Annotated in this window: 18 protein-coding genes; 11 read left to right on the forward strand and 7 right to left on the reverse strand. The window is 45.0% G+C overall.

What is annotated here, in order from left to right; genetic code table 11:
* The first annotated feature begins 93 nt into the window (after positions 1–93).
* The 3 genes from C8R34_RS07255 (at position 94) to dut (ending at position 3,447) form a co-directional block, all read left to right on the forward strand.
* A complete protein-coding gene (locus C8R34_RS07255) occupies positions 94–1,803 on the forward strand; it encodes a multicopper oxidase domain-containing protein (RefSeq protein ID WP_110339301.1) in 1,710 nt (569 codons plus the stop codon).
* Positions 1,803–2,801, forward strand: coding sequence for a copper oxidase (locus C8R34_RS07260; RefSeq protein ID WP_110339303.1), 999 nt, complete (start codon positions 1,803–1,805; stop codon positions 2,799–2,801). Before C8R34_RS07255 ends, C8R34_RS07260 begins: the two co-directional genes overlap by 1 nt.
* Before the next feature lie 196 nt (positions 2,802–2,997).
* Positions 2,998–3,447, forward strand: coding sequence for a dUTP diphosphatase (gene dut, locus C8R34_RS07265; RefSeq protein WP_110339430.1), 450 nt, complete (start codon positions 2,998–3,000; stop codon positions 3,445–3,447).
* Positions 3,448–3,566: 119 nt separating this feature from the next.
* Here dut and ffh read toward each other — a convergent pair whose 3' ends face one another.
* A complete protein-coding gene (gene ffh / locus C8R34_RS07270) occupies positions 3,567–4,916 on the reverse strand; it encodes a signal recognition particle protein (protein WP_110339305.1) in 1,350 nt (449 codons plus the stop codon).
* Between the two features lie 144 nt (positions 4,917–5,060).
* Here ffh and C8R34_RS07275 point away from each other — a divergent pair, with 144 nt between their 5' ends.
* Together C8R34_RS07275 and C8R34_RS07280 are read left to right on the forward strand one after the other, a co-directional pair.
* Positions 5,061–5,900: an inner membrane protein YpjD gene (locus C8R34_RS07275; RefSeq protein WP_110339307.1), complete on the forward strand. Its 840-nt coding sequence runs from the start codon at positions 5,061–5,063 to the stop codon at positions 5,898–5,900.
* 161 nt (positions 5,901–6,061) lie between these two features.
* Entirely contained in the window at positions 6,062–6,868 is an 807-nt protein-coding gene (locus C8R34_RS07280) for an SH3 domain-containing protein (RefSeq protein WP_110339309.1), read from the forward strand.
* A gap of 150 nt (positions 6,869–7,018) precedes the next feature.
* Here the strand turns inward: C8R34_RS07280 and C8R34_RS07285 are convergent, their stop codons facing one another.
* Together C8R34_RS07285 and C8R34_RS07290 are read right to left on the reverse strand one after the other, a co-directional pair.
* Entirely contained in the window at positions 7,019–8,674 is a 1,656-nt protein-coding gene (locus C8R34_RS07285; RefSeq protein WP_258364410.1) for a diguanylate cyclase, read from the reverse strand.
* Positions 8,675–8,861: 187 nt separating this feature from the next.
* Entirely contained in the window at positions 8,862–9,287 is a 426-nt protein-coding gene (locus C8R34_RS07290) for a group III truncated hemoglobin (protein ID WP_110339311.1), read from the reverse strand.
* 184 nt (positions 9,288–9,471) lie between these two features.
* Here C8R34_RS07290 and C8R34_RS07295 point away from each other — a divergent pair, with 184 nt between their 5' ends.
* A complete protein-coding gene (locus C8R34_RS07295) occupies positions 9,472–11,082 on the forward strand; it encodes an NAD-dependent malic enzyme (RefSeq protein WP_110339313.1) in 1,611 nt (536 codons plus the stop codon).
* A 141-nt stretch (positions 11,083–11,223) separates the two neighbouring features.
* Here C8R34_RS07295 and serB read toward each other — a convergent pair whose 3' ends face one another.
* Both serB and C8R34_RS07305 read right to left on the reverse strand, forming a co-directional pair.
* Positions 11,224–12,063, reverse strand: a complete 840-nt coding sequence (serB, locus tag C8R34_RS07300; RefSeq protein ID WP_110339434.1) for a phosphoserine phosphatase SerB — start codon at positions 12,061–12,063, stop codon at positions 11,224–11,226.
* Between the two features lie 52 nt (positions 12,064–12,115).
* A complete protein-coding gene (locus tag C8R34_RS07305; protein ID WP_110339436.1) occupies positions 12,116–13,576 on the reverse strand; it encodes a GGDEF domain-containing protein in 1,461 nt (486 codons plus the stop codon).
* Positions 13,577–13,905: 329 nt separating this feature from the next.
* Between C8R34_RS07305 and C8R34_RS07310 the strand changes: the two genes are divergently transcribed.
* Entirely contained in the window at positions 13,906–15,402 is a 1,497-nt protein-coding gene (locus tag C8R34_RS07310; RefSeq protein WP_110339315.1) for a leucyl aminopeptidase, read from the forward strand.
* Here the strand turns inward: C8R34_RS07310 and C8R34_RS07315 are convergent.
* Positions 15,399–15,593 carry a hypothetical protein gene (locus C8R34_RS07315; protein ID WP_146207583.1) on the reverse strand — a complete coding sequence of 65 codons (195 nt, stop codon included), beginning with the start codon at positions 15,591–15,593 and terminating at the stop codon, positions 15,399–15,401. The genes C8R34_RS07310 and C8R34_RS07315 overlap by 4 nt on opposite strands.
* A 61-nt stretch (positions 15,594–15,654) precedes the next feature.
* Between C8R34_RS07315 and C8R34_RS07320 the strand changes: the two genes are divergently transcribed.
* From C8R34_RS07320 to C8R34_RS07335, 4 genes are all read left to right on the forward strand, one after another.
* Positions 15,655–16,095: a DNA polymerase III subunit chi gene (locus C8R34_RS07320; protein ID WP_110339438.1), complete on the forward strand. Its 441-nt coding sequence runs from the start codon at positions 15,655–15,657 to the stop codon at positions 16,093–16,095.
* A 27-nt stretch (positions 16,096–16,122) separates the two neighbouring features.
* Entirely contained in the window at positions 16,123–16,479 is a 357-nt protein-coding gene (locus C8R34_RS07325; protein ID WP_110339319.1) for a hypothetical protein, read from the forward strand.
* A gap of 161 nt (positions 16,480–16,640) precedes the next feature.
* A complete protein-coding gene (locus C8R34_RS07330; protein ID WP_110339440.1) occupies positions 16,641–19,403 on the forward strand; it encodes a valine--tRNA ligase in 2,763 nt (920 codons plus the stop codon).
* A 103-nt stretch (positions 19,404–19,506) separates the two neighbouring features.
* Positions 19,507–20,724 carry an HD-GYP domain-containing protein gene (locus C8R34_RS07335; RefSeq protein ID WP_110339442.1) on the forward strand — a complete coding sequence of 406 codons (1,218 nt, stop codon included), beginning with the start codon at positions 19,507–19,509 and terminating at the stop codon, positions 20,722–20,724.
* Positions 20,725–20,755: 31 nt separating this feature from the next.
* On the opposite strand, the gene C8R34_RS07340 is transcribed toward C8R34_RS07335, so the two are convergent.
* Positions 20,756–22,153 (reverse strand): MBL fold metallo-hydrolase RNA specificity domain-containing protein, encoded by a 1,398-nt coding sequence (locus C8R34_RS07340; RefSeq protein WP_110339321.1) that lies wholly within the window; start codon positions 22,151–22,153, stop codon positions 20,756–20,758.
* Positions 22,154–22,173 lie beyond the last annotated feature (20 nt).

A 22,173-nucleotide genomic window follows, 5' to 3' on the forward strand; every position in this document is an offset into this window, starting at 1 on the left:
GTTATTAAAACGGGTATCGACTGTATACACATTGTGTGGCCTGATTAATCACATTTGTTTTAATTATTAAATAATTTTTAAAGGTGCGTTGATATGCCTATCCATTTATTTATTGCCATATTGACTTTCTACTTGATGTTGTTCGGAGCCGGTGCTCAGGCATCGTTGAAGCTGCCTGAAACAGTGAAGGTCGATCCGGCTGCGTTAACTACAGAGCCGATGTGTGATCCGAAAATTTCATCCGCATGGCGGGAAGCTCAGGAAATTGAAGGTATCAAAATTGAAGCGTCGCCTGGGTGTAGTCCGGATAATCCCGCTTGGATTGCTGCAGCGGTTAAAGGAACCAATCGCATATCGATGGAAACTTTGATGAAAACAGGTCTTTCACCGGATGCCATCATTAAAACCGATGATCTGGATGGTGATGGCGATCCTGACCGAATTATCATCAAGTTGGAGATCATGGAACTGAATGGCAAATCTCCCGATTTTCCAGGACTGCTGCCCACATTTGATATTGCACCTGGCGTACAACCGGGTGCATGGGTATTTGCTCCCAAAACGAGTGGTATGTCGACAGAGAATTTTGAGAGTGTGAGGGCTAATCCGTTACTTAGACTTCCTTCACCTGTTATTCGCGTCGAGGTTGGCGATATTGTACAAATCGTGTTGGAAAATACTCATTATTTTCCCCATAGTATTCATCTGCATGGTGTCGATCATCCTTTCTCTCATAAGGATCATGGCGGAAATGATGGTGTGCCGCAAACCAGTGAAAGGGAGCTAATGCCTGGAGAACGGCGTATCTATGAATTCCAGGCGCGCCAACCGGGTACCATGTTTTATCACTGCCATGTTCAGACGCATACCCATTTAGCGATGGGGCTTGGCGGAATGATTGTGGTTGAAGAAAATAAACCGAATAACTGGCTGCAAACCTTAAATATAGGCGCGGGACATGTTCGTCATCCATCCGTCGCTGTCAAAGAACAATTCGATCAGGAATATGATCTGCACTATCACGCGATGGACAAAGAATTAACTGAGATCGTTCAGAAATATAACGATCCACGGCTTATTGCACGCGACATGAATCAACGTTATGACGCTACCGACTCAACTGAGGATTACTACACGCTGAATGGTTTGTCATTCCCATATACTTTAAGGGAATCTTTAATTGTCGTTGAGCCTGACCAAAAGATAAAACTGCGCTTGTTAAACAGTGGTGGCGAACTTATCGCTATTCATACTCACGGTCACCACGCCACCATTACGCATTATGACGGTGTGGAACATAATCCGGTTGCGCAGATTATGCGCGATGTGTTCGACATGGCGCCGGCGCAACGTCTGGATCTGAAACTGGAAACTGTCAATGATGGTAAACACAGTTATGGCGAAGGCGACTGGCTGATTCATGATCACCGAGAAAAGGGAATTACCACGAATGGTATGGCCGAAGGCGGCAGCATGAGTTCCATTGTTTATACATCTTATCTGGACGACAGCGGTTTGCCCAAGGTGAGTCACTTTGGTATCGATTTAAGTAATTTCTTTACTAAAGAATATTACGAGAGAAGGTATCCGATATGGCAGGATCTTGATGAAACGGCGAGTCTCGGTTCGCCTGCCGGACAGTTGGGTGTTAATGCTGCGACGCAAACCTCGTTGCTTAATGCGCTATATGGATTGCTGATTGGACTTTTCGTCTATCTGGTTTTTGCTAAACGGGAGCAAATCAAACAAAGCGCTGTTGCAGCAGTTTCACGTCTAAAAAGCCCAAAAGGGAGTAACCAATAATGGCTAAGACTACAACAATTACTTTCTTACTTGTCGGTATTCTTACTTTCAGTGCAAGTGCTATTGCACAGCAACAAACCAAACCAAGCGAACATGATCAGCATGATCACAGTGGTCATGACATGAGTCAAGATCAGCATGATCATAGTGGTCATGATATGAGTCAAGGCCAGCATGATCATAGCGGTCATAGTATGAGCAAAGACAGTGGTGCTGCGACGAATCATGAAAACGAACACGGCGCCGTTACGGATCATGGGCATGACCATGCCATCGATCACAGTGCTCATGATACTCATGCTACGGAGCATGGTGATCTCCAACATCATCATCATATGGATCACGATCATCTCATGGATCATGAGGGCACCATGATTATGGGGCAAAACCTGGATAAACTTCCCAGTAGCTGTAAAAGTATCTCACAAGAAGTTGAGATAACCGTGCGTGCCGGCAGAAAATATGCCGCAAAATTCCCCGGAACGGCTTTCGCATTTGATCAACAACAATGGCATGTCAAGCCATGCTCGAAAGTAACCTTTCATTTTGTCAACGAAGATAATATCCGTCACCAATTCATGATGCATGGCTTGCCCAAATATCTTTATAAATATGGCATGTTTCACCTCGAAGTCACCGGTCCAAAAACCGTATCCGGCACGATTATTGTCCCGGGATCCGACGATACCTTCCTGGTGCACTGCGACATTTCCCACCATATGGAAAAAGGTATGAAGGCGCAATTGGTGGTTGGAAAAGGCGGGGAGAATATACCGAGTATTCCCGGTGTAACGCCATACAATGTCAATGATACCTATGAAGCGGAAAACTTACCAAAAGTCTCCGATAAAGCTGAGCAAAATGCGGTGGTAAAGCAGATAACTGCGTTTACAAATAATAACTTGCAAAATTATGGCATGATGTTGATCGGTGTGCTTATTGGGTTGTTAAGCATCCCCTTGTTTAAGAAAATTCTTTTTCGAAAAAAGAGTGATTAAGTTGTAAAACGCTTTAAGCTAATGATTCTGTAACCAATCGGATGATTCCAAATTTGAATTCGTCTGATTGGTTTTTTTATGAATTAATATCGCAGCGGTTAATCTCTTCAAATTATATTTCCCATTGCTTGCGGCGTAGAGTTTGTGGATGATGAATATTTCATCGCAAAAAAAGAACGATAATGATCCTAAACGTATGAAAAAAATTGATATCAAAATTCTTGATGCGCGTTTAAATGAGCAGCTTCCTGCCTACGCAACACCAGGCTCAGCCGGTCTGGACTTGCGCGCTTGTATTGAGCAGCCCATCACAATCAATCCGGGAGAAACCTGCCTTATTCCCACAGGTATTGCAGTGCATCTTGCTGATACGGGGTTGGCCGCATTAGTGCTGCCACGTTCCGGATTGGGTCACAAGCACGGGATTGTATTGGGGAATTTGGTGGGCTTGATTGACTCGGATTATCAGGGGCAGATTTTGGTTTCCTGCTGGAATCGTGGACAGACATCTTTCTGCCTTAATCCACTGGAGCGCATTGCACAGCTTGTTGTCGTTCCCGTGATTCAGGTCGAATTCAATCGAGTGGATAATTTTGATCAGAGCCATCGAGGTGAAGATGGTTTTGGTAGCACGGGTAAACATTGATACTTATTCTTGCAATGAATATGGAGCGGTTTTCGGCAAGAAAAATAACAGCAGGTGCACAAGTCATTGGATTGGAGAGAGCACCCGCAACCGCTAATTGATAGCTTTTCAACGGTGTACTAATGGAGACGAGGCAACATTCCCTTCAATCCACGCATCATTTTTGATATCCCTCCTTTATTCATCATCTTCATCATTTTCTTGGCCTGCTCGAATTGCGCCAGCAGGCGGTTGACCTCTTGTACGGACACTCCAGCGCCTGCGGCAATGCGGCGTTTACGCGAAGCTTTGAGGATCTCGGGTTTGGCGCGTTCTTGCTTCGTCATCGAATTAATAATACCTTCTGTCCGGCTAATTATTTTGTCGTCCACTTTTACATTTTGTGCTGCTTGACTGAATTGCGCAGGAAGTTTATCCATTAAAGCGCTCATGCCTCCCATATTGCGCATTTGTTGAAATTGCGCCTTGAAATCATCCAGGTCAAACGCCTTGCCTGATTTCATTTTTTTCATCAGCTTTTCAGCTTCCTGCTGATCAGCGCTGCGATGTGCTTCTTCAATCAACCCGAGCACATCACCCATACCTAAGATACGTGATGCCATCCGGTCGGGGTGGAATGCTTCCAAGCCTGTTAATTTTTCTGCAACACCGGTAAATTTGATTGGTTTGCCGGTAATGTGTTTGACTGACAATGCCGCACCACCACGTGCGTCTCCATCGAGTTTGGTGAGGATGACGCCGGTCAAGGGCAATGCATCGGCAAATGCTTTGGCGGTATTAACAGCATCCTGTCCTTGCATTGCATCAACCACAAACAGCGTTTCAATCGGTTTTAACAGCGCTTCGAGCTCGCTGATTTCTTGCATCATAGCCTCATCAATACCTAATCGGCCGGCCGTATCAACGATCATCACATCGTGGTGATGTCTGCGTGCATAATCTAATGCGGCTGCACCGATTTCCCCAGGTTTCTGTCCGTCTTTAACGGGGAAAAAGTCGGCACCTGTTTGATTCGCCAGAAGCTCTAGTTGGTGAATAGCAGCTGGACGATAAATATCGCATGAGACTAATAATACTTTCTTTTTCCTCTGTTCCATTAGCCATTTTGCCAGCTTGCCGCTGCTGGTGGTTTTGCCGGCACCTTGTAATCCCGCCATGAGAATAACGGCAGGAGGTACAGTGGTGAGATTCAGATCAGTTTTTTCTCCACCCATAATGGCGATGAGTTCTTGATGAACTACGCCTACCAACGCCTGACCAGGCGTGAGGCTAGTCATCACTTCGTGGCCAATCGCTTTTTCCTTGACACGTGCAATGAAATCTTTAACGACCGGTAAGGCGACATCAGCTTCCAACAATGCCAAGCGAATTTCGCGCAATGCTTGCTGGATATTATCTTCAGTAAGCCTTGCTTCACCTCGTAATGTTTTTATTACACCGGCGAGCCGGCCGGTTAAATTCTCAAACATACTTAAAACCTCAAAAATTAGATGGATGTAGAATAGCGCGATTGTGCAATTTTAAATAATTATCCAGGTTTGGCACTTTGAATTTGTTGAAGTGCCATGTAGACTAATCAGTTATTTCTGCTTCTTGAAAAAATCGTGATATCGATGACCAGCATTTTAACTTATCTTGTGGCTTTTTTGCTTTATATACTGATCGGTTGGTATTTTTGGCGAAATATGTGGCATTCGTTACCATCAAAGATCGGTGAGCGTGAGTTTGTTACGGTTAACTGGATGCACTATGCCATGCTTGCTCCTTTGGCGTTGCATGCAGTAACGTTATATCAATCAATGTTTATTGGGGCTGGATTGAGTTTTGGTTTAGGTAACGCAATTTCGTCCATTGTCTGGCTGACAGCGTTTATCTACTGGTTCTCGGGATTCTTTAGTCGTTTGCAAGGATTACAAACTTTGGTTGCGCCCATTGCAGCCGCCGCCGCAATTGCAATTTTACTGCCATTGGTTTTCCCGTCTGTGAAACCCCTTGAGAATACTGAGTTGCCTGCGTTTAAAGCACATTTGCTGGTTGCTATGATGGCTTACAGTCTGTTAGCCATAGCGGCACTGCATGCTTTGTTAATGACCGCGGTGGAGCGCCATTTACATCACCCGGCAGCACATTCATTATTAACAAACTTGCCGCCGCTGCTAGTGATGGAAAAATTGTTATTTCGTATTATCTGGGCTGGATTTGTTTTGCTGACTCTGACGCTGTTAAGTGGCGTAATTTTCTCAAAGGAAGTATTTGGTCAATCACTGACATTCTCACATAAAACCCTCTTTGGTTTTATCTCATGGGGCGTTTTTGCAGCGCTACTTACAGGCAGACAACTGTATGGATGGCGGGGTAGGATAGCTATTCGTTGGACATTAGCCGGATTTGTGACATTGTTGCTGGCATATATTGGTAGCAAGTTTGTGTTAGAGATTATATTGAATCGCTGATGTCTTTTATTTATAGGATTACGCATCAATATAAAAATCATTGTGTTGCATAATATCTAATTCATTGGGTACTGTAATTCTTGTATCCATGGATAACAAAACAATGAAAAAGTAAGAAGAGTAGCCATGATGCGAATAGCTTAGGAATTGTAGAGAATAAGATGATGAAATTATTGGCAAGAACGATGTCGTTTTCTTTATCGGGGATTTCTAGCCGGGGAGGGTACGCATTACTCGCTATCTTGTTCGTGGTAACTTTATTCGGATGTGTTTTTCCCAAAGAACCACAGGTTCTCCCAGTGGTTGAGCCAATTTCAGCACCAGTATCACATGGTGAAGAATTAAGAAATGAAATTGCGCGACTGGAAAAAATAATTGCGGAAAAAGATGAATTGATTAAAAACCAGAAAATTCGTCAACAAAGCCAAGCACACGTGCTTCGGGAAACCAATAAAGAAGCGACTCGTGCTCAAGTGAAGTTACATCGTTTAGCTACAAAACCTGGCACAGCTTCTGCTATTGCCGAGGTAGAGGCGAGTTTGGAGCATTTGAAACAAGCGAAAATTTCCTCATTTGATCAAATATTACAAACCCAAGCGCAGCGATTGTTAGAGACGGCTACATTATTTTACTCAAAAGATCAGTATGCTGCAGCGATGAATCATGTCGCACAAGCAAATAATTTTATTAGTTTGATATTAGATCAGAGCCGAAAGAAAGTATCGCATATTGATCATTTCTTGCTTGAATTCCATATACCAGTAAGGTTACGCACTAACAAGAATGTCAGTTTACGCAAAGAACCTAATGCACACGCCCAAGTTTTGAGCACCTTGAAGAAAGATACCGTACTCGTGGCTAACGCCAATCAGGGACCTTGGTTGCGAGTTCAAAGCGATAAATTGCAAGGTTGGGTGTTGCATACAGCGGTAGAAAGAGAAGAAAGCCGTAATCCCGAGAAGGACTGAAAAACTATCTGCGTTACCGCTGCAGTGTTAAAAACAGACTCAAAATGTTCATTGATTACGCATAAACTGCGCTTTTTCGTTTGTTTTTGCTTTGTATCGGCGGGGGCTTCTGTCTGGAAAACATTTTTCAACGGCCTGCTAGGTTTTAGCTTAGGCAGCAGTGGGCTTAGGTTGCATACAGTAGGCTTGATTGCGCCCGGCATGCTTGGCTTCATAAAGTGCACTATCGACTCTAGAAAGTAGAATAGTTAATGATGTATCTTCCGGTTCACTTTGTATGATACCGATGCTTAGCGTCACATTGACTGTTTCGTGGATTGCAGTGCAATAAATACTGGCCACATGAGACCGGATGCGTTCAGCGGTTTTCACGGCTTCATCAACAGTTGTTTCGGTCAGAATGAGGATAAATTCGTCGCCGCCATAGCGCGCAGCAAAATCGACACTACGGATACAATGATAAATCTTTTTGGCCACAGTAGTTAATATTTCATCACCGGCGATATGCCCCAGACTATCATTCAGTGTTTTAAAATAATCAACATCGATCATAAGTACAGCAAAAGGGCGCTTGTTACGAGCGTATCTGGCAAGTTGGTCATTAATAATTAAATTAAGTTTGTTGCGGTTATAGAGTCCTGTAAGGCTATCTGTTATCGACAACGTTTCTAGTAATTGATTTTTTAGCTTCATCGCAGTGCTGGCAGCATCAATGTCAGCTTGATTTTGGCGCAATTTATCAGTCATCTGATTAAACATAAGTGTGAGTTGACCCATTTCGTTGCGCTGTGTAGTGGTCAACTCAACGTTCAGATCTCCCTTCACAATTTTTTCAGTTGCGCAAATTAGTCTTTGCAGAGGAATAACAATGGCATGTCCCATTCTAAAAGCAATTGTGGTAACAATAAGTAGAATAGCGCTGATTAATCCGATGAATAAATTACGTTGTTGTATCCAAGCGGCATATATGGATTCATAATTTCTGCTAGCTATGATTGTGATGGGAGGGGTTTCCGACGTGTAAGCCAAGCCGATCACTTTTTGTAGATGTAATCCTTGAAATATTTCAAATTCACCCGGATTATCTTGTAATCTCTGTAATGTTTTGGAATCAAGTGATACAGGGTTGTCAGCATCGGGTACTAAAATATTACTTGCCAACATAATGTCGCCATCTTTATCTAATAAAAGAACTTCACCCGGTGGCGATTTTGCTGAATCTTTTAAGCTCGATTGAATATTGCGTAAATCAAAAGTTACGATTAATGCGCCTAAAATATAATCATCAATCGATAATACGGGAACTGAAATACTGAGTGTTGCCGTTGTGTAATGTGTGTTCCAATGGGGTGGGATGACTACATTTCCCTGGATTGATGCACTTTCTGGCCAATTTTGTGGAAGTGGCACTGGAGTAGGCGATGCTATGTTACTGGCAACTATTTCACCTTCTGTATCAATTACAGTTAATTCGAGTACCGTTTCCAGCTTCTTGTGTACAGATTTTAGATAGTGTTCTAATATCTTTTGCTGCGCTAACAATTTGTTCTTTTGAGATTGATCTGTTAACGAAAGTCCTTCAATAAGAACCTTTGAAGTTGAAAGTTCGCGAGCGATATAAATTTGATCTTTTGTCCATAAATCTAGTTCACGACTCGCATGATTTGCCAAGGCGCGTAACTCACGTGTTACATTTTCGCTGATCATCACTTCATTTTGCTGAAACGAGAGTATTCCTAATCCTAATGAAGGGATTAAGGTGGCTAGAATAGCGAAAATGATAATTTTGCTTTTGATACTTTTCAACGCGAATATCCTTATAGCAAAAGGAATATTACAGTATGGTCAGTGTAGGAACATAACCGAATAAGGGTACTTTATTACCTCTTTTTAATTTTTATAGCACCAATTTCCCGTTAACTTGGGGTGGGAAGCCCTTATTTAGGGTAACTCTTGATAGAGATAAAAGAGGTAATTAGTATCTTAAGCTAATTTAAACGATATGAAGCGCTATCGGTTGTTTATCTGGGTAATTATTAATTTGATAGCCTTGCCACAATCTGGTAGCAATAAATGAAGCAACTGCGTCAGCATGATGTTGTAAGTTTGGATTACCAAGTTCTTCAGTCGTTTGACGAAAAAGTTTTAACCAGCGTTCAAATAGTTCTGCTGTCAGTTCCGGCAATGCAATATGTTTAGGCATGGGTGCACCACGGAATCGACTGGTTCCGCGTAATTGAGCAGACCAGAAATTAGTCATTTGCACAAAATGTGCATCCCAATCAATGACATGCTCTTCAAAAATAGGGCCAAGTCCAGGATCTTTTCTAGCTTTTGCATAAAATGTATGAACAAGTTTTGCAATTTCTTCTTCAGTGTATAAACTTGGATTAGGTGTTGGAAATAGTGACTGATTCATAATTTTTATTCTGGATAACACTTATTAATAATAAAGATAAATAAATATGCGAAATTGCTTTTCTGTAAGTGAGACAAAGAAGTTTATCTTTCGTTCTGCGGATTGTCCAATTGTGATGTGATTTGAGCTATTGTTATATCAAGATCCATGTATGAAGACCATCTGACCAGGAGTATGAATTAACATGAAGGATTTATATGGGAAAGCGCTACTGCTTGACTCGGCGCTCACTAAGTCCACGGGATTTACGCGAGAAGAGCGTGAACGCTATGGATTACGTGGATTGATACCGTACGATGTTGCAAGCATCAATAAGCAAATAGAGCGTGTATTAGGTAGCATGCGTTGCAAAGGCACTGCTATTGAAAAATATATTTTTTTAAATGCTTTGTTGGAGCGCAATCAGCGGCTTTTCTACCGGACCATGATTGATCATATTGAAGAAATCATGCCTTTGGTTTATACCCCGACTGTTGGTGAGGCGTGCAAAGAATTTGCACATATTTTTAGAAGGCCGCAAGGATTCTATATTACCCCTGAAGATCGTGGAGAAATTGCAACCATTTTAAGGAACTGGCCTGAAGAAGATATTCGCGTGATTGTTGTGACTGACGGGGAACGGATTCTAGGGTTGGGGGATTTAGGTGCCAATGGTATGGGAATATCCATCGGCAAGGTTGCTTTATATGTCGCCTGTGCTGGAATTAATCCGGCACAATGCATGCCGGTAATGCTCGATGTTGGCACTAATAATGTTTCTTTGCGCGAGGATCCGCTCTATCTAGGGTATCCGTATCCGCGGATCAGTGGAGATGTTTACCGGTCGCTGGTTGATGAATTTGTCAAAGCCGTTCAATTGCGTTTCCCGTATGCATTGATACAGTTTGAGGACTTTTTGACGCCGCATGCGTTTGAATTTTTAGACCGTTATAGCGGAGAAGTCCGCTGTTTTAATGATGACATACAAGGCACTGCCGCAGTTACATTGGCGGGCATCTATACTTCATGCCGTATTACTCGGAAGAGATTTTCCGATTTGAATATTATGTTCTTAGGTACGGGTTCTGCGGCTGGCGGTATTGCGGAATTGATGGTAGATGCATTCTGTGCGGAAGGATTAAGTAAATCACAAGCACAGCAGCGGCTGTGGTTTATTGACAGAAAGGGATTGGTGACATCAAGCAACGACAATATTAAACCGCGTATCAAGCCTTTTGCGCATGAGCACGTGGCACGCAGTTTTGTGGACGCCATTGGAGATATCAAACCTGACGTGCTGATTGGTGCCACCGGTGTAGCAGGGACGTTTGATGAGAACATCGTCCGTAAAATGGCAGCAGTCAATGAGCGTCCGGTGATTATTGCTCTATCAAATCCTACTTCGCATACTGAATGCACTGCTGAACAGGCTTACCAGTGGAGTGATGGGCGGGTCATTTTCGCCAGTGGTAGTCCTTTTGATGCGGTGCAATATAACGATCGGTTATTTAAATCGGCTCAAGGCAATAATGCGTATATTTTTCCAGGGATTGGTTTAGGTATTTACGCCAGCGCTGCGCGTGTTGTCACACAGAGTATGTTTTTAGCAGCTGCCCAAGTTCTGGCAGACATTGTTACCGAACAAGAAATTGATACTGGAGCAATTTATCCTGCGCTGACGCGTGTGCGCAAGGTGTCGCATGCCATTGCGGTAGCTGTTTGCGGGGTGGTAATTCATGAAGGATTAACGGATGCCAACTTGCCGGACGATTTGGATAGTTATATCAGGTCGCTGATGTATGAACCGGATTACTGACAAGTCGTTGAGAAACTATCTGCGTTGCTGCTACTGTGTTAAAAACAGGCTCAGAATGCTCATTGATTACGCATAAGCTGCGCTTTTTCGCCTATTTTTGCCTGGTATCGGCTGGCCTCAAAAACGATTCTCAACGGTCTGCTAATTGGGGTGACTAAATAAGTTGGTGACACCATCCAATCCTACATGATTGATTGAATAGGTTGCATAGTCTTTGACGATCGGTTTAGCGTGATAAGCAATACTGATTCCGGCTGCACCCATCATGCCCAGGTCATTGGCGCCATCGCCAATAGCGATAATCTGTTCACGTTGAATTCCCAACTCATCGCGCACTTGGTTTAATACGTGTGCTTTTCCTTCCCTGCCGATAATTTCCCCGATCACTTTTCCGGTTAATCGGTTATTCTCAATTTCCAGCACATTGGCGGCGGCATAATCGAGTCCCAGTTTTGCTTTAATCCGTTCAGTAAAGAATGTAAAGCCACCTGAAATGACCATGGTTTTTAAGCCGGCTATTTTAGCCTGTTGCAACATTTTTTCTGCACCGAGACTGAGCCGGACACGCTCATCATAAACTTTCTGCAGCGCTTCTTGAGATAGACCTTGCAATAGCGCGGTGCGACGTGTGAGGCTCTCTTCAAAACTGATTTCACCTCGCATGGTTTGCAGTGTGATGGCAGCAACTTGCGGTTTGATATTGTGCATGTCGGCAATTTCGTCAATGGATTCAATCGCCAGCAGCGTTGAATCCATATCCATTGCTATCAGTTTGAACTCAGAGAGTTTGCGATCGGGATTTACAAAAGCAAAATCCAATGCCGCTTCAGCGCAATAATCCGCTATATCGGCTGTATCAGTGGCGTTTGTCAATCGGAAGGCTTGGCCGGTAATCCGCTCAATGCTATCTGCGTGGGAGAGTTTTGCAAGAGCTCGTAAGTCACTGTTACTAACTTCCAATCCTTGGATAATCAGATTCATAAGTAGATAGTTATTTGTAATGTGCAAGGGTCGGATGAAAATGGAATATCCATCATGGACTCCATTCGATGATCTGATTGCGGCCCGCATGTTTTGCAGCATACAGTGCGGAGTCAGCGGCTTTAATCATATCCATCGGTGCGTAAAAATACGTTGCGTCTTTTTCATTGGAGGCGACACCAATAGAGGCGGTAATATGAATGGTGTAATGATTATCCAATTTATAGTTAATGGCTGCAATCGCATCTTTCAATCGAGAAATAAGACTTCTTGAAGCAGTAAGTGTTGTGCCTGGTAGGATTAAAGCAAACTCTTCACCGCCATAGCGGCTGAGTGTGTCGTCCTGGCGCATTTGCTCGTAAATTGTACTGACGACAGTGACCAGCAGCGAGTCGCCTGCGAGATGTCCGTGGGTATCGTTGACTTGCTTAAAATGATCCAGGTCAATGATGGCGATAGTGAGAGGGAGGTTATATTGCACGGACAAATTAAATTCGCGCCGCAGTGTTTCATCAAAATGTATCCGGTTGTGAGCACCAGTCAGCCCGTCGCGCTGCGACTTCTCTTCCAACTCTTTCACTCTCGACAGGCTATGGATTATCAGCAATTCTTTGGCCGCAGCCATGATTTCTGCCGCTTCGGCGGTGTGATGAATACGGATATCAAATAATTCTTCGATGGACTTTAAGCCAACTTCCATGAGCTTAATCACATCCACCAGTGCAGCATCGTCAAGTCCAAGCCAATTTTTGGCAGCTTCTGTTAAGGCTGTCATTTTTTCGGTTTCTTGCGGATAAAGAAAATAATCTGCCAGGTAGCGAGATACAGCAACACAAGACTGTAGGTTGGGTCCTAAATCTCTGGGTTCCGGCTGGTTATGACTGGCGATGCAAGCCAGGGCGATATAATCAGGAATGTGCCATTTTTGTAACAGTGCGCAGCCCAGCTCATCATGTCCGGCACCAAATGTTTCACGCTCTTTTTTAAGCAGTAAGTCGTGATCAACAGTCGGCGAAAAGATTTTTCCATATTCTTCGGGCATGATGGCTGAGAAGGCCAAGATACCGATTTCTTGTACTAATCCGGCTAGAAACAAATCATCCAGGAAGTTTAGATTCAGCTTTTCTCCGAGCGCGCGGCAGGCAAGTGCTGACGTAATAGACCGACGCCAAAACATATCGTTATCAAAATCCAGCAGATTGCTCGATGCCGGTTTCTTCATGAGTGAATTGGCTAATGTAAAAGACAAGGCGATAACGATGACCGAATGCGTGCCAAGAATGCTGACCGCCTGCCGGACATTGGTTGCGACGCGACGGGATTTATATAAAGGTGCATTTGCTGTTTTAAGTAATTTTGCGGAAAGTACCGGATCTAATGAAATATATTGGCAGGCAGCCCCTATATCTGCATCAGGATCATTTGCCAGTTCGATGATTTTGATAGCAACAGCGGGCAGACTTGGAAGTGTTGTGCAAAAATTAAGTCGTGATTTCAATTTATCATCAAGCACTTTATCATCCTTGAAATTAAATAACACTTATATAGTATTGAATAATATAGTGATTATTCTCTATTATATTATAAACATGGCATTCTTGCTCGTTTTCAAGAGAATTATTTGTGGGAGCTGGTAGGGATTATCCCTCTTATCTCTATTGATATGGTAGGAATTCGTTGCTTATTCTAATTGAGCGGATGCTACATTGTTGGATTTTTCGTGAAATTGTTTTGATTATTTGAACAAAGCAGTTATAAGATGACTAATATTCCATAGATTACATGGTATAAATTTGTATCAATGTGTTGCCTAAAAGAAAATTCTTGATAAAGGAGTCTGATGTGGATTTTGGAATAAAAGTAGGAACCCCGGAGAAACAACGCGGAGCTTGTGCGGTGATCGGTATTTTTGAATCAAAAAAGCAAGCGGATTCGGCTAAAATCCTGGATAAAATCACGCAAGGGTATATTAAAAATATCCTTGCGCTCGGTGACATGGATGGTAAGGCCAATACGTCACTGTTATTGCATAATGTACCGGATACCCAATTCAAAAGGATTTTATTGGTTGGATTGGGTAAGGAACAGGAGTTCAAGGAAAAAACATTTTTGGCGACACTCAATACTGTGTTGAGTGCCTTACAAAAAACAGCAGTTGCTGACGCAACAGTGTTTTTATCCGATTTTCCTGTTAAGGGGCGGAGCAACGAATGGAAGGTGACACAAACTATCATAGCCGCGACCAGCAACAGCTACCGGTTTGATCAGTTGAAGAGTAAGCCGGATAGCGTCCCGAGCAATTTACGTAAGATGGTGTTATGCATTAATGATCGTGCTGAATTGGCCGCCTGTGAAGTCGCTATGCAGCAAGGTTTGGCGATTGCACAAGGTATGAGCTTGGCAAAAGACCTCGGTAATCTTGCACCGAATATTTGTACCCCAACATACCTTGCCAAGCAGGCTAAAGATCTTGCCAAGACCCATAAAATGAAAGCATCGGTATTGGAAGAAAAAGATATGGAAAAGCTGGGCATGGGCTCGCTGCTGGCTGTGGCAAGCGGCAGTGAACAGCCGGCCAAGTTGATTGTGCTGGAATATTACGGATCAGGAAAAAAAGAGCATCCCATTGTTTTGGTAGGGAAGGGAGTGACTTTTGATACCGGCGGTATTTCACTCAAACCCGGTGCTGATATGGATGAGATGAAGTTTGATATGAGTGGCGCCGGCAGTGTGCTGGGAACACTGTATGCGATCGCCGAAATGAAATTGCCGATCAATGTGGTCGGAATCATTCCTGCCACCGAGAATATGCCTAGCGGTAAGGCGGCAAAACCGGGTGATGTGGTAACCAGTATGTCCGGCCAAACGATTGAAATTCTGAATACCGATGCGGAAGGGCGTCTGATTCTATGTGATGCATTAACTTATGCGGAACGCTATAACCCGAAAGCAGTGATTGATATCGCCACTTTGACTGGCGCATGTGTGATTGCACTGGGGAATTTTACGACGGGATTGATGAGTAATGATGACGCACTGGCTGCAGAACTGCTATCTGCTGGCGAGCAAGCGGGTGATCGTGCCTGGCAGTTACCTTTGTGGGATGAATATCAAGATCTATTGAGAAGTAACTTTGCAGATATCGCCAATATTGGTGGACGGGCTGCCGGAACCATCACGGCTGCTTGCTTTTTGTCGCGCTTTACCAAGGAATATCGCTGGGCACATCTGGATATCGCAGGCACAGCATGGAAATCCGGCAAGGAGAAAGGTTCAACCGGACGTCCTGTGCCGCTGTTAGTGCAGTTTCTGATTGCACAGGCCAAAACGGCCAACTAAATGTGGTTCTTAGATTTGCTGATTAACAGGCTGTTGAAAAACGTATTCGAGGCAGCCGTTGCAAGGCCAAAGCGGGCGAAGAAGCGCAGTTTATGCTTATAAGTGAGCATTTTGAACCTGTTTTTAACGCCGCAGCGGCAACGCAGATAGCTTTTCAGCACCTGTTGATGGGTGAAGGCCAGCGGATTCATTCCATACTTTTGTGAATTAATCAGCAATAGCGACTTGTATGCAATGCACATTGATCATTCGATGACGCAAATTTTCTTCTATTCAGGATCCAATGATAAGTTGAAAACAGCTTGTCGACTATGTGCTAAGGCGGTACAACAAAAAATGAGCGTAATAATCTATATACCTGATACGGCATTAATTGAGCAGCTCGATGAATTGCTGTGGACGTTTTCCGCTACCAGCTTTATTCCGCATTGTGTTAAGCAGAGCGACAAGCAAATGACCGATATGACGCCGGTCATTTTGAGCGACCAGATACACCCGGATGATCATTTCGATGTGCTGCTTAATCTGCATCACCAGCCTCCACCGTTGCGTGATCAATTCGACAGACTGATCGAGATTGCGGGTGTTGCGCATGAGGACAAGCTGGCTGCCCGTGAGCGCTACCGTTTTTACAAGGATGCCGGTTACGAGATCCAGCATTATAATCTTGATGATGAACGGCCTGTTAAGTAAAGCTGTGGCAATGACGGTCTTTTTATCATGAACGAAGATAACGATACAACAGATCTCGATGACGCCAAGATATTGGCCAAGTTTACTAATTTACTGAATAAATACCAAAGCCAGGGCAGAGTAACGCATCCGGTTACCGCTACCGCAACGGACATTCCCCCAGTAGATGGAATTTTGCCGGCAGCAGAGCCGGATGACATACCAACACTCACTGAAGTCGTGATACTTCATCCGTCGGTGATTCAACCGCAACCGAAGCGCCGGAAATCTATTCAGCAGATACTGGATGCTGCGCTGGAAGATGTCCATATAGAAATGGATACGTCGGATAGAGAAGCTTTGGCGAATGCGTTGGAGATTCGTTTGACTGGTCAAGTCAAATAGTTGTACTCAAAAACTTACGTTATTTATATATTCCATCTGACAGATAGCGCCGACAAAGTGGTGTAAATTGAAAATGGAATCTGCCACTTAGCATACGTGCCGATAGGTCATCCGCTATAATGACGGTCTTGTTTGTATCACTCAATCCAACTTTAAATTTCATGGAACTCGAAAAAAGTTTTGCCCCGAAACATATTGAAGATCGTTGGTATTCGATCTGGGAATCAACAGGTTATTTCAGACCGACAACTGCTGCAGGCCAATCCGCGTATTGCATTATGCTACCGCCGCCGAATGTGACGGGTACGTTGCATATGGGCCATGCGTTTCAACATACTTTGATGGATGCGTTGACGCGCTATCATCGCATGTTGGGTGATAACACGTTATGGCAACCGGGTACCGATCACGCCGGTATTGCTACTCAGATCGTGGTTGAGCGTCAATTGGACCAACAAAATCTTGATCGCCGCGAAATGGGACGGGAAGCATTTTTGCAACGAGTGTGGCAATGGAAAGAAGAATCCGGTTCCACCATCACGCGGCAAATGCGGCGCCTGGGTACCTCCTGCGACTGGACACGCGAGCGTTTCACCATGGATGCCGCTTTGTCACGTGCAGTGACTGAAGTGTTTGTGCGCCTGTATCGTGAAGGACTCATTTATCGCGGCAAACGGCTGGTAAATTGGGATCCGGTACTGCAAACCGCAGTGTCCGACCTGGAAGTGGTAGCAACCGAAGAAAATGGCTCCTTGTGGCATATCCGTTATCCCGTCGAACAAGCCGACGGTACTCAAGCGAACCCAGCAGAAGCCTTGATCGTTGCGACCACCCGCCCCGAAACCATGCTGGGGGATGTGGCGGTTGCCGTGCATCCTGACGATCCGCGTTATCAGCACCTGATTGGACGCCATGTGCGGTTGCCGCTGTGCGAACGCACTATTCCGGTGATTGCGGATACCTATGTCGATCTGGAATTTGGCACCGGTTGTGTGAAAATCACACCGGCGCACGACTTTAATGATTACCAGGTCGGACAACGGCATCAGTTGGTGCCGATCAATATTTTCACGCTGGATGGAAAAATCAACGAGCTGGCGCCAACCGAGTACCAAGGCATGGATCGTTTTGACGCCAGGAAAAAGATTGTTGGTGATCTGCAAGCGCGGGGGTTTTTGGTTGAAACCAAGCCGCATAAGCTGATGGCGCCGCGCGGCGACCGTACCAATACCATTATTGAACCAATGCTGACCGATCAATGGTATGTCGCGATGGAGGGTCTGGCCAAACGTGGATTGGAAGTGGTTGCGCAAGGTGAAGTCAAATTCACGCCGGATAACTGGACGCATGTTTACAATCAATGGTTGGAGAATATCCAGGATTGGTGCATTTCGCGTCAACTGTGGTGGGGACACCGCATTCCGGCGTGGTATGACGAAGATGGCAATGTCACCGTTGCCCATACGCTGGAAGAAGCACAGCAGCTCTCCGGTAAAAACAACCTGACGCAAGACGACGATGTGCTGGACACGTGGTTTTCATCAGCACTCTGGCCATTCTCGACACTGGGATGGCCGGACGAAACGCCGGAACTGAGAACATTTTTGCCGACGTCGGTGCTCATCACCGGGTTTGACATCATTTTCTTCTGGGTGGCGCGCATGGTGATGATGTCGCTGCACTTCACCGGCAAAGTGCCTTTTAAGGAAGTGTATATCACCGGCCTGATTCGTGATGCCGAAGGCCAGAAAATGAGCAAGTCCAAGGGGAATGTGCTGGATCCGCTGGATCTGATCGACGGCATCACCTTGCCGGATTTGCTGGCAAAGCGCACGACAGGATTGATGAATCCCAAACAGGCCGAATCCATTGAAAAAAATACCCGCAAACACTTTCCCGACGGCATTCCGGCTTTTGGGACCGATGCCTTGCGTTTTACATTCGCCAGCCTGGCTTCGCATGGTCGTGATATCAAATTTGACATGCAGCGGTGCGAGGGTTACCGAAATTTTTGTAACAAGCTGTGGAACGCAACTCGCTATGTGTTGATGAATTGCGAAGGTAAAGATACCGGGGTGGATGATACATTGCCGCTGCGCTATTCCGCACCCGATCAATGGATAGTCAGCCGCCTGCAGCAGGCGGAACATGCCGTTGAACAGGCATTTGGCAATTATCGTTTTGATCTGGTGGCGCGTGAAATCTATGAACTGGTGTGGGATGAATATTGTGACTGGTATGTTGAATTTGCCAAAGTGCAGTTAAATAGTGACCAGGATTCGGTGCAACGCGCGACACGTCGCACTTTGGTGCGGGTATTGGAAGCCATGCTGCGGCTTGCGCACCCGGTCATTCCGTTCATTACCGAGGAACTTTGGCAGAAAGTTGCGCCCTTGGCAGGGAAAACAGGTGAGAGTATTATGTGCCAGCCCTATCCAGAAGCTAATGTGGCTCAAATAGATAACAATGCCATACAGTCTATTGCTTTGCTGAAAGACATTATCAATGCGTGCCGTACATTGCGCAGTGAAATGAATCTGTCTCCGGCGTTACGAGTGCCGTTATTGGCAACGGGCAATCATTCGGTTCTAACGGAATTTTCACCTTATTTGCTGGCACTGGCCAAATTAGCGGAAATTGACTTTAAGCAGGATGAATTACCCAATGTCGATGCGCCGGTCTCTATCGTGGGTGAGTTTCGACTCATGCTTAAAGTTGAAGTTGATGTCAAGATCGAACGCGAGCGTTTGATGAAAGAAATTGCGCGGATTGAAGTAGAAGTCAGTAAAGCAAAGTCAAAACTGACTAACTCCAGCTTTGTCGAGCGTGCACCCGCCAATGTAGTCGCGCAGGAACAGGAGCGATTAGCGGGTTTCAATGCGAAATTAGATAAATTGAAAGAGCAACTCGGTAAATTGGAATAATCGCTGCGCGAGTTTGGAAGGATCAAAGTGGCTGAACGCATCAGAATCAATTGGCGTAGTAGATAATCAACTAACGAAGTTATTTTTCTATATTGTGAGTCCTATGATAAAGAAGATAAAAACTGATGATGTTCGACTCGGCATGTATATTCATGAGATCCGTGGGAACTGGTTAGAGCATCCGTTCTGGCGAAAATCATTCAAACTGGACAATCAGAAGGATTTCGACAAACTGCTGAATTGCAATATGGATGAGATATGGATTGATACCAGCAAAGGCTTGGATGTCGTTGTTGATGAAAAGCCGGCGGAATCTTCAGAGGCGTTGGATGCTGATGCAGCTAAACCACCCATAGAAGCACCGCGACCGGCTAAAAAAGCTTCCTCGCCAGTCTCGGTGGAAGAGGAGTTAAGTTCCGCAAAGGAAATACATAACAACGCAAAAGAAGTGGTTACGACCATGTTTAGCGATGTTCGAATGGGTAAAGCGCTTGCAATCGAAGAGGTTGGCTTGTTGGTTGATGAGATTAGTCAATCGCTGGAACGAAATACCAATGCATTGCTCAGTCTGGTTCGATTGAAAAACTCGGATGAGTACACTTATCTGCATTCGGTCGCGGTGTGCGTGCTTATGGTTGCGCTGGGCAGACAATTGGATTTGAATGGCGACCAACTCAAACAGGTTGGCGTTGCCGGATTGCTGCATGATATTGGGAAAATGGCGATACCGAGCGATATATTGAATAAACCGGATAAACTGACGGATGAAGAACTTAAGATAGTCAAGCAGCACCCACAACGCGGTTGGAAAATACTGAAATCATGTTATCAAGTTGACGAAGTAGCCTTGGATGTCTGCTTGCATCATCATGAGCGTATGGATGGACGAGGGTATCCTGAAAAATTATCAGGCGATACGCTGACTTTATATGCGCGCATGGGGGCAGTTTGTGATGTATACGATGCGATCAGCTCGGATCGTTGCTATAAAAAAGCCTGGGGACCTGCTGAATCAATACGCAAAATGGCGTTATGGAAAAACGGGCATTTTGATGAAGTCGTCTTTCATGCGTTTGTTAAAACAATCGGTATCTATCCCAACGGTACTTTGTTAAGGCTTAAATCCGGTCGACTGGGTGTAGTCATTGAGCAATCGAAGAAAAGCTTAACTACGCCCATTATCAAGGTTTTCTTTTCCGCTCGCGCCAATACACATATCCCAATGGAAATTCTAGATTTATCAAAAGGCATGGATAGTATTGAGAGTGTTGAAGACCCATTTAAGTGGCAGCTTGATGTCAGTATAATACAAGGCATCTGAGATTTATTGCAATCCGGATTTCAGCGATCCGCTAGCAGGAGATGGTTGATAGCTGTTCCGGAACGCATGCATTCCAGTGCAGTTTTTGCTCAATGGCGGTAACCAGAGCAGAAGCGTTACCAGACTCGCCGTGTACCACAAAAATTTTCTCTGGCATTGTCTGGAAATGGCTCAGCCAGTGGATTAAACCCGCTTGATCGGCGTGTGCTGAAAGTCCGCCAATGGTATAAATAGTAGCCCTTACGCGAACATCCTGGCCATAAATTCTGACTTGCCTGGCACCATCCACTAATCGCCTGCCCAGCGTTCTCGCAGCCTGAAATCCGGTAATCAATATGCTGCACTCGGGTCTGTCAAGATTATACTTGAGGTGATGCTTGATGCGTCCGGCATCGCACATGCCGCTGGCCGATATAATGATGATGCCGTGCTTCATTTGGTTGAGCTGCATGGATTCTTCAATATCCTGCACAAAGTGAATCCGGGGTTTTTGCACATTCTGATTCATCCATTGCAATGCTTCCGAAGTTTCCTGATCCAGCAGCGCAATATGCTTGAGCGTGATTTCCGTTGCTGCCCGAGCCATCGGTGAATCCACATAAATATCCATGTCCCCCAGCTTGCCCTGACGATACAGATCGGTCAGCAGGAACAATAAATCTTGTGTTCTGCCAACGGTAAAAGCCGGAATGATCACGTTGCCGCCTTTATGCACCAGTGTATCGTTGATGGCATAAGCCAATTCATCGAGCGTGTCTGGCATACTGCGATGCAAGCGGTTACCGTAGGTTGATTCGATCAACAGGATATCCGCTTGTTGAATGGGCGTGGGATCGCGCACAATCGGATGACCGGGTTGTCCCAGATCGCCGGAGAATACAAATTTTTTGTGACCCGAATGCTGCTTGACCCATAGTTCTATGATCGATGAACCCAGAATGTGCCCGGCATCACGGAAACAGCAGCGTATGGAAGGGTGGGGCGAAATGTTCGTATCGTAATCCACACGGTTTAATTGCTTCAGGAGCATTTCCGCCTGCGTGAGGGTATAGAGCGGCGCAAGTTCCTGCGTTGCGTGGCTGCGGCGGCGCGATTTATTGCGCCACTCGATTTCTTTTTCCTGAATATGCGCACTGTCTTTGAGCATGACCTGGAGTAAGTCCGCAGTTGCCGCTGTGCAATAAACCGGGCCGCGGAAGCCCCATGCGCTCAAGCGTGGCAATAAGCCGGAATGATCGATATGGGCATGGGTTAGCAAGACAAAATCGATAGTTTTTGGATCGAATCTAAAGGCAGTGCGGTTCTTTCTATCCGCTTCCCGCCCACCCTGAAACATGCCGCAATCGACTAAAAAGCGACCGGATCCCGTTTCAATAAGATAACTGGATCCGGTCACTTCGCCGACTGCGCCTAAGAAAGTAAGTTGCATGGTATTAAAGCTCCGATATT

The organism is Nitrosomonas sp. Nm84, assembly GCF_003201565.1.
Classification (GTDB): domain Bacteria; phylum Pseudomonadota; class Gammaproteobacteria; order Burkholderiales; family Nitrosomonadaceae; genus Nitrosomonas.

Coding starts and splice junctions, on each gene's coding strand:
- C8R34_RS07255 (WP_110339301.1), top strand. CDS start 94: ATGCCTATCCATTTATTTATTGCCATATTGACTTTCTACTTGATGTTG.
- C8R34_RS07260 (WP_110339303.1), top strand. CDS start 1,803: ATGGCTAAGACTACAACAATTACTTTCTTACTTGTCGGTATTCTTACT.
- dut (WP_110339430.1), top strand. CDS start 2,998: ATGAAAAAAATTGATATCAAAATTCTTGATGCGCGTTTAAATGAGCAG.
- ffh (WP_110339305.1), bottom strand. CDS start 4,916: ATGTTTGAGAATTTAACCGGCCGGCTCGCCGGTGTAATAAAAACATTA.
- C8R34_RS07275 (WP_110339307.1), top strand. CDS start 5,061: ATGACCAGCATTTTAACTTATCTTGTGGCTTTTTTGCTTTATATACTG.
- C8R34_RS07280 (WP_110339309.1), top strand. CDS start 6,062: ATGATGAAATTATTGGCAAGAACGATGTCGTTTTCTTTATCGGGGATT.
- C8R34_RS07290 (WP_110339311.1), bottom strand. CDS start 9,287: ATGAATCAGTCACTATTTCCAACACCTAATCCAAGTTTATACACTGAA.
- C8R34_RS07295 (WP_110339313.1), top strand. CDS start 9,472: ATGAAGGATTTATATGGGAAAGCGCTACTGCTTGACTCGGCGCTCACT.
- serB (WP_110339434.1), bottom strand. CDS start 12,063: ATGAATCTGATTATCCAAGGATTGGAAGTTAGTAACAGTGACTTACGA.
- C8R34_RS07315 (WP_146207583.1), bottom strand. CDS start 15,593: ATGAATCCGCTGGCCTTCACCCATCAACAGGTGCTGAAAAGCTATCTG.
- C8R34_RS07320 (WP_110339438.1), top strand. CDS start 15,655: ATGACGCAAATTTTCTTCTATTCAGGATCCAATGATAAGTTGAAAACA.
- C8R34_RS07325 (WP_110339319.1), top strand. CDS start 16,123: ATGAACGAAGATAACGATACAACAGATCTCGATGACGCCAAGATATTG.
- C8R34_RS07330 (WP_110339440.1), top strand. CDS start 16,641: ATGGAACTCGAAAAAAGTTTTGCCCCGAAACATATTGAAGATCGTTGG.
- C8R34_RS07335 (WP_110339442.1), top strand. CDS start 19,507: ATGATAAAGAAGATAAAAACTGATGATGTTCGACTCGGCATGTATATT.
- C8R34_RS07340 (WP_110339321.1), bottom strand. CDS start 22,153: ATGCAACTTACTTTCTTAGGCGCAGTCGGCGAAGTGACCGGATCCAGT.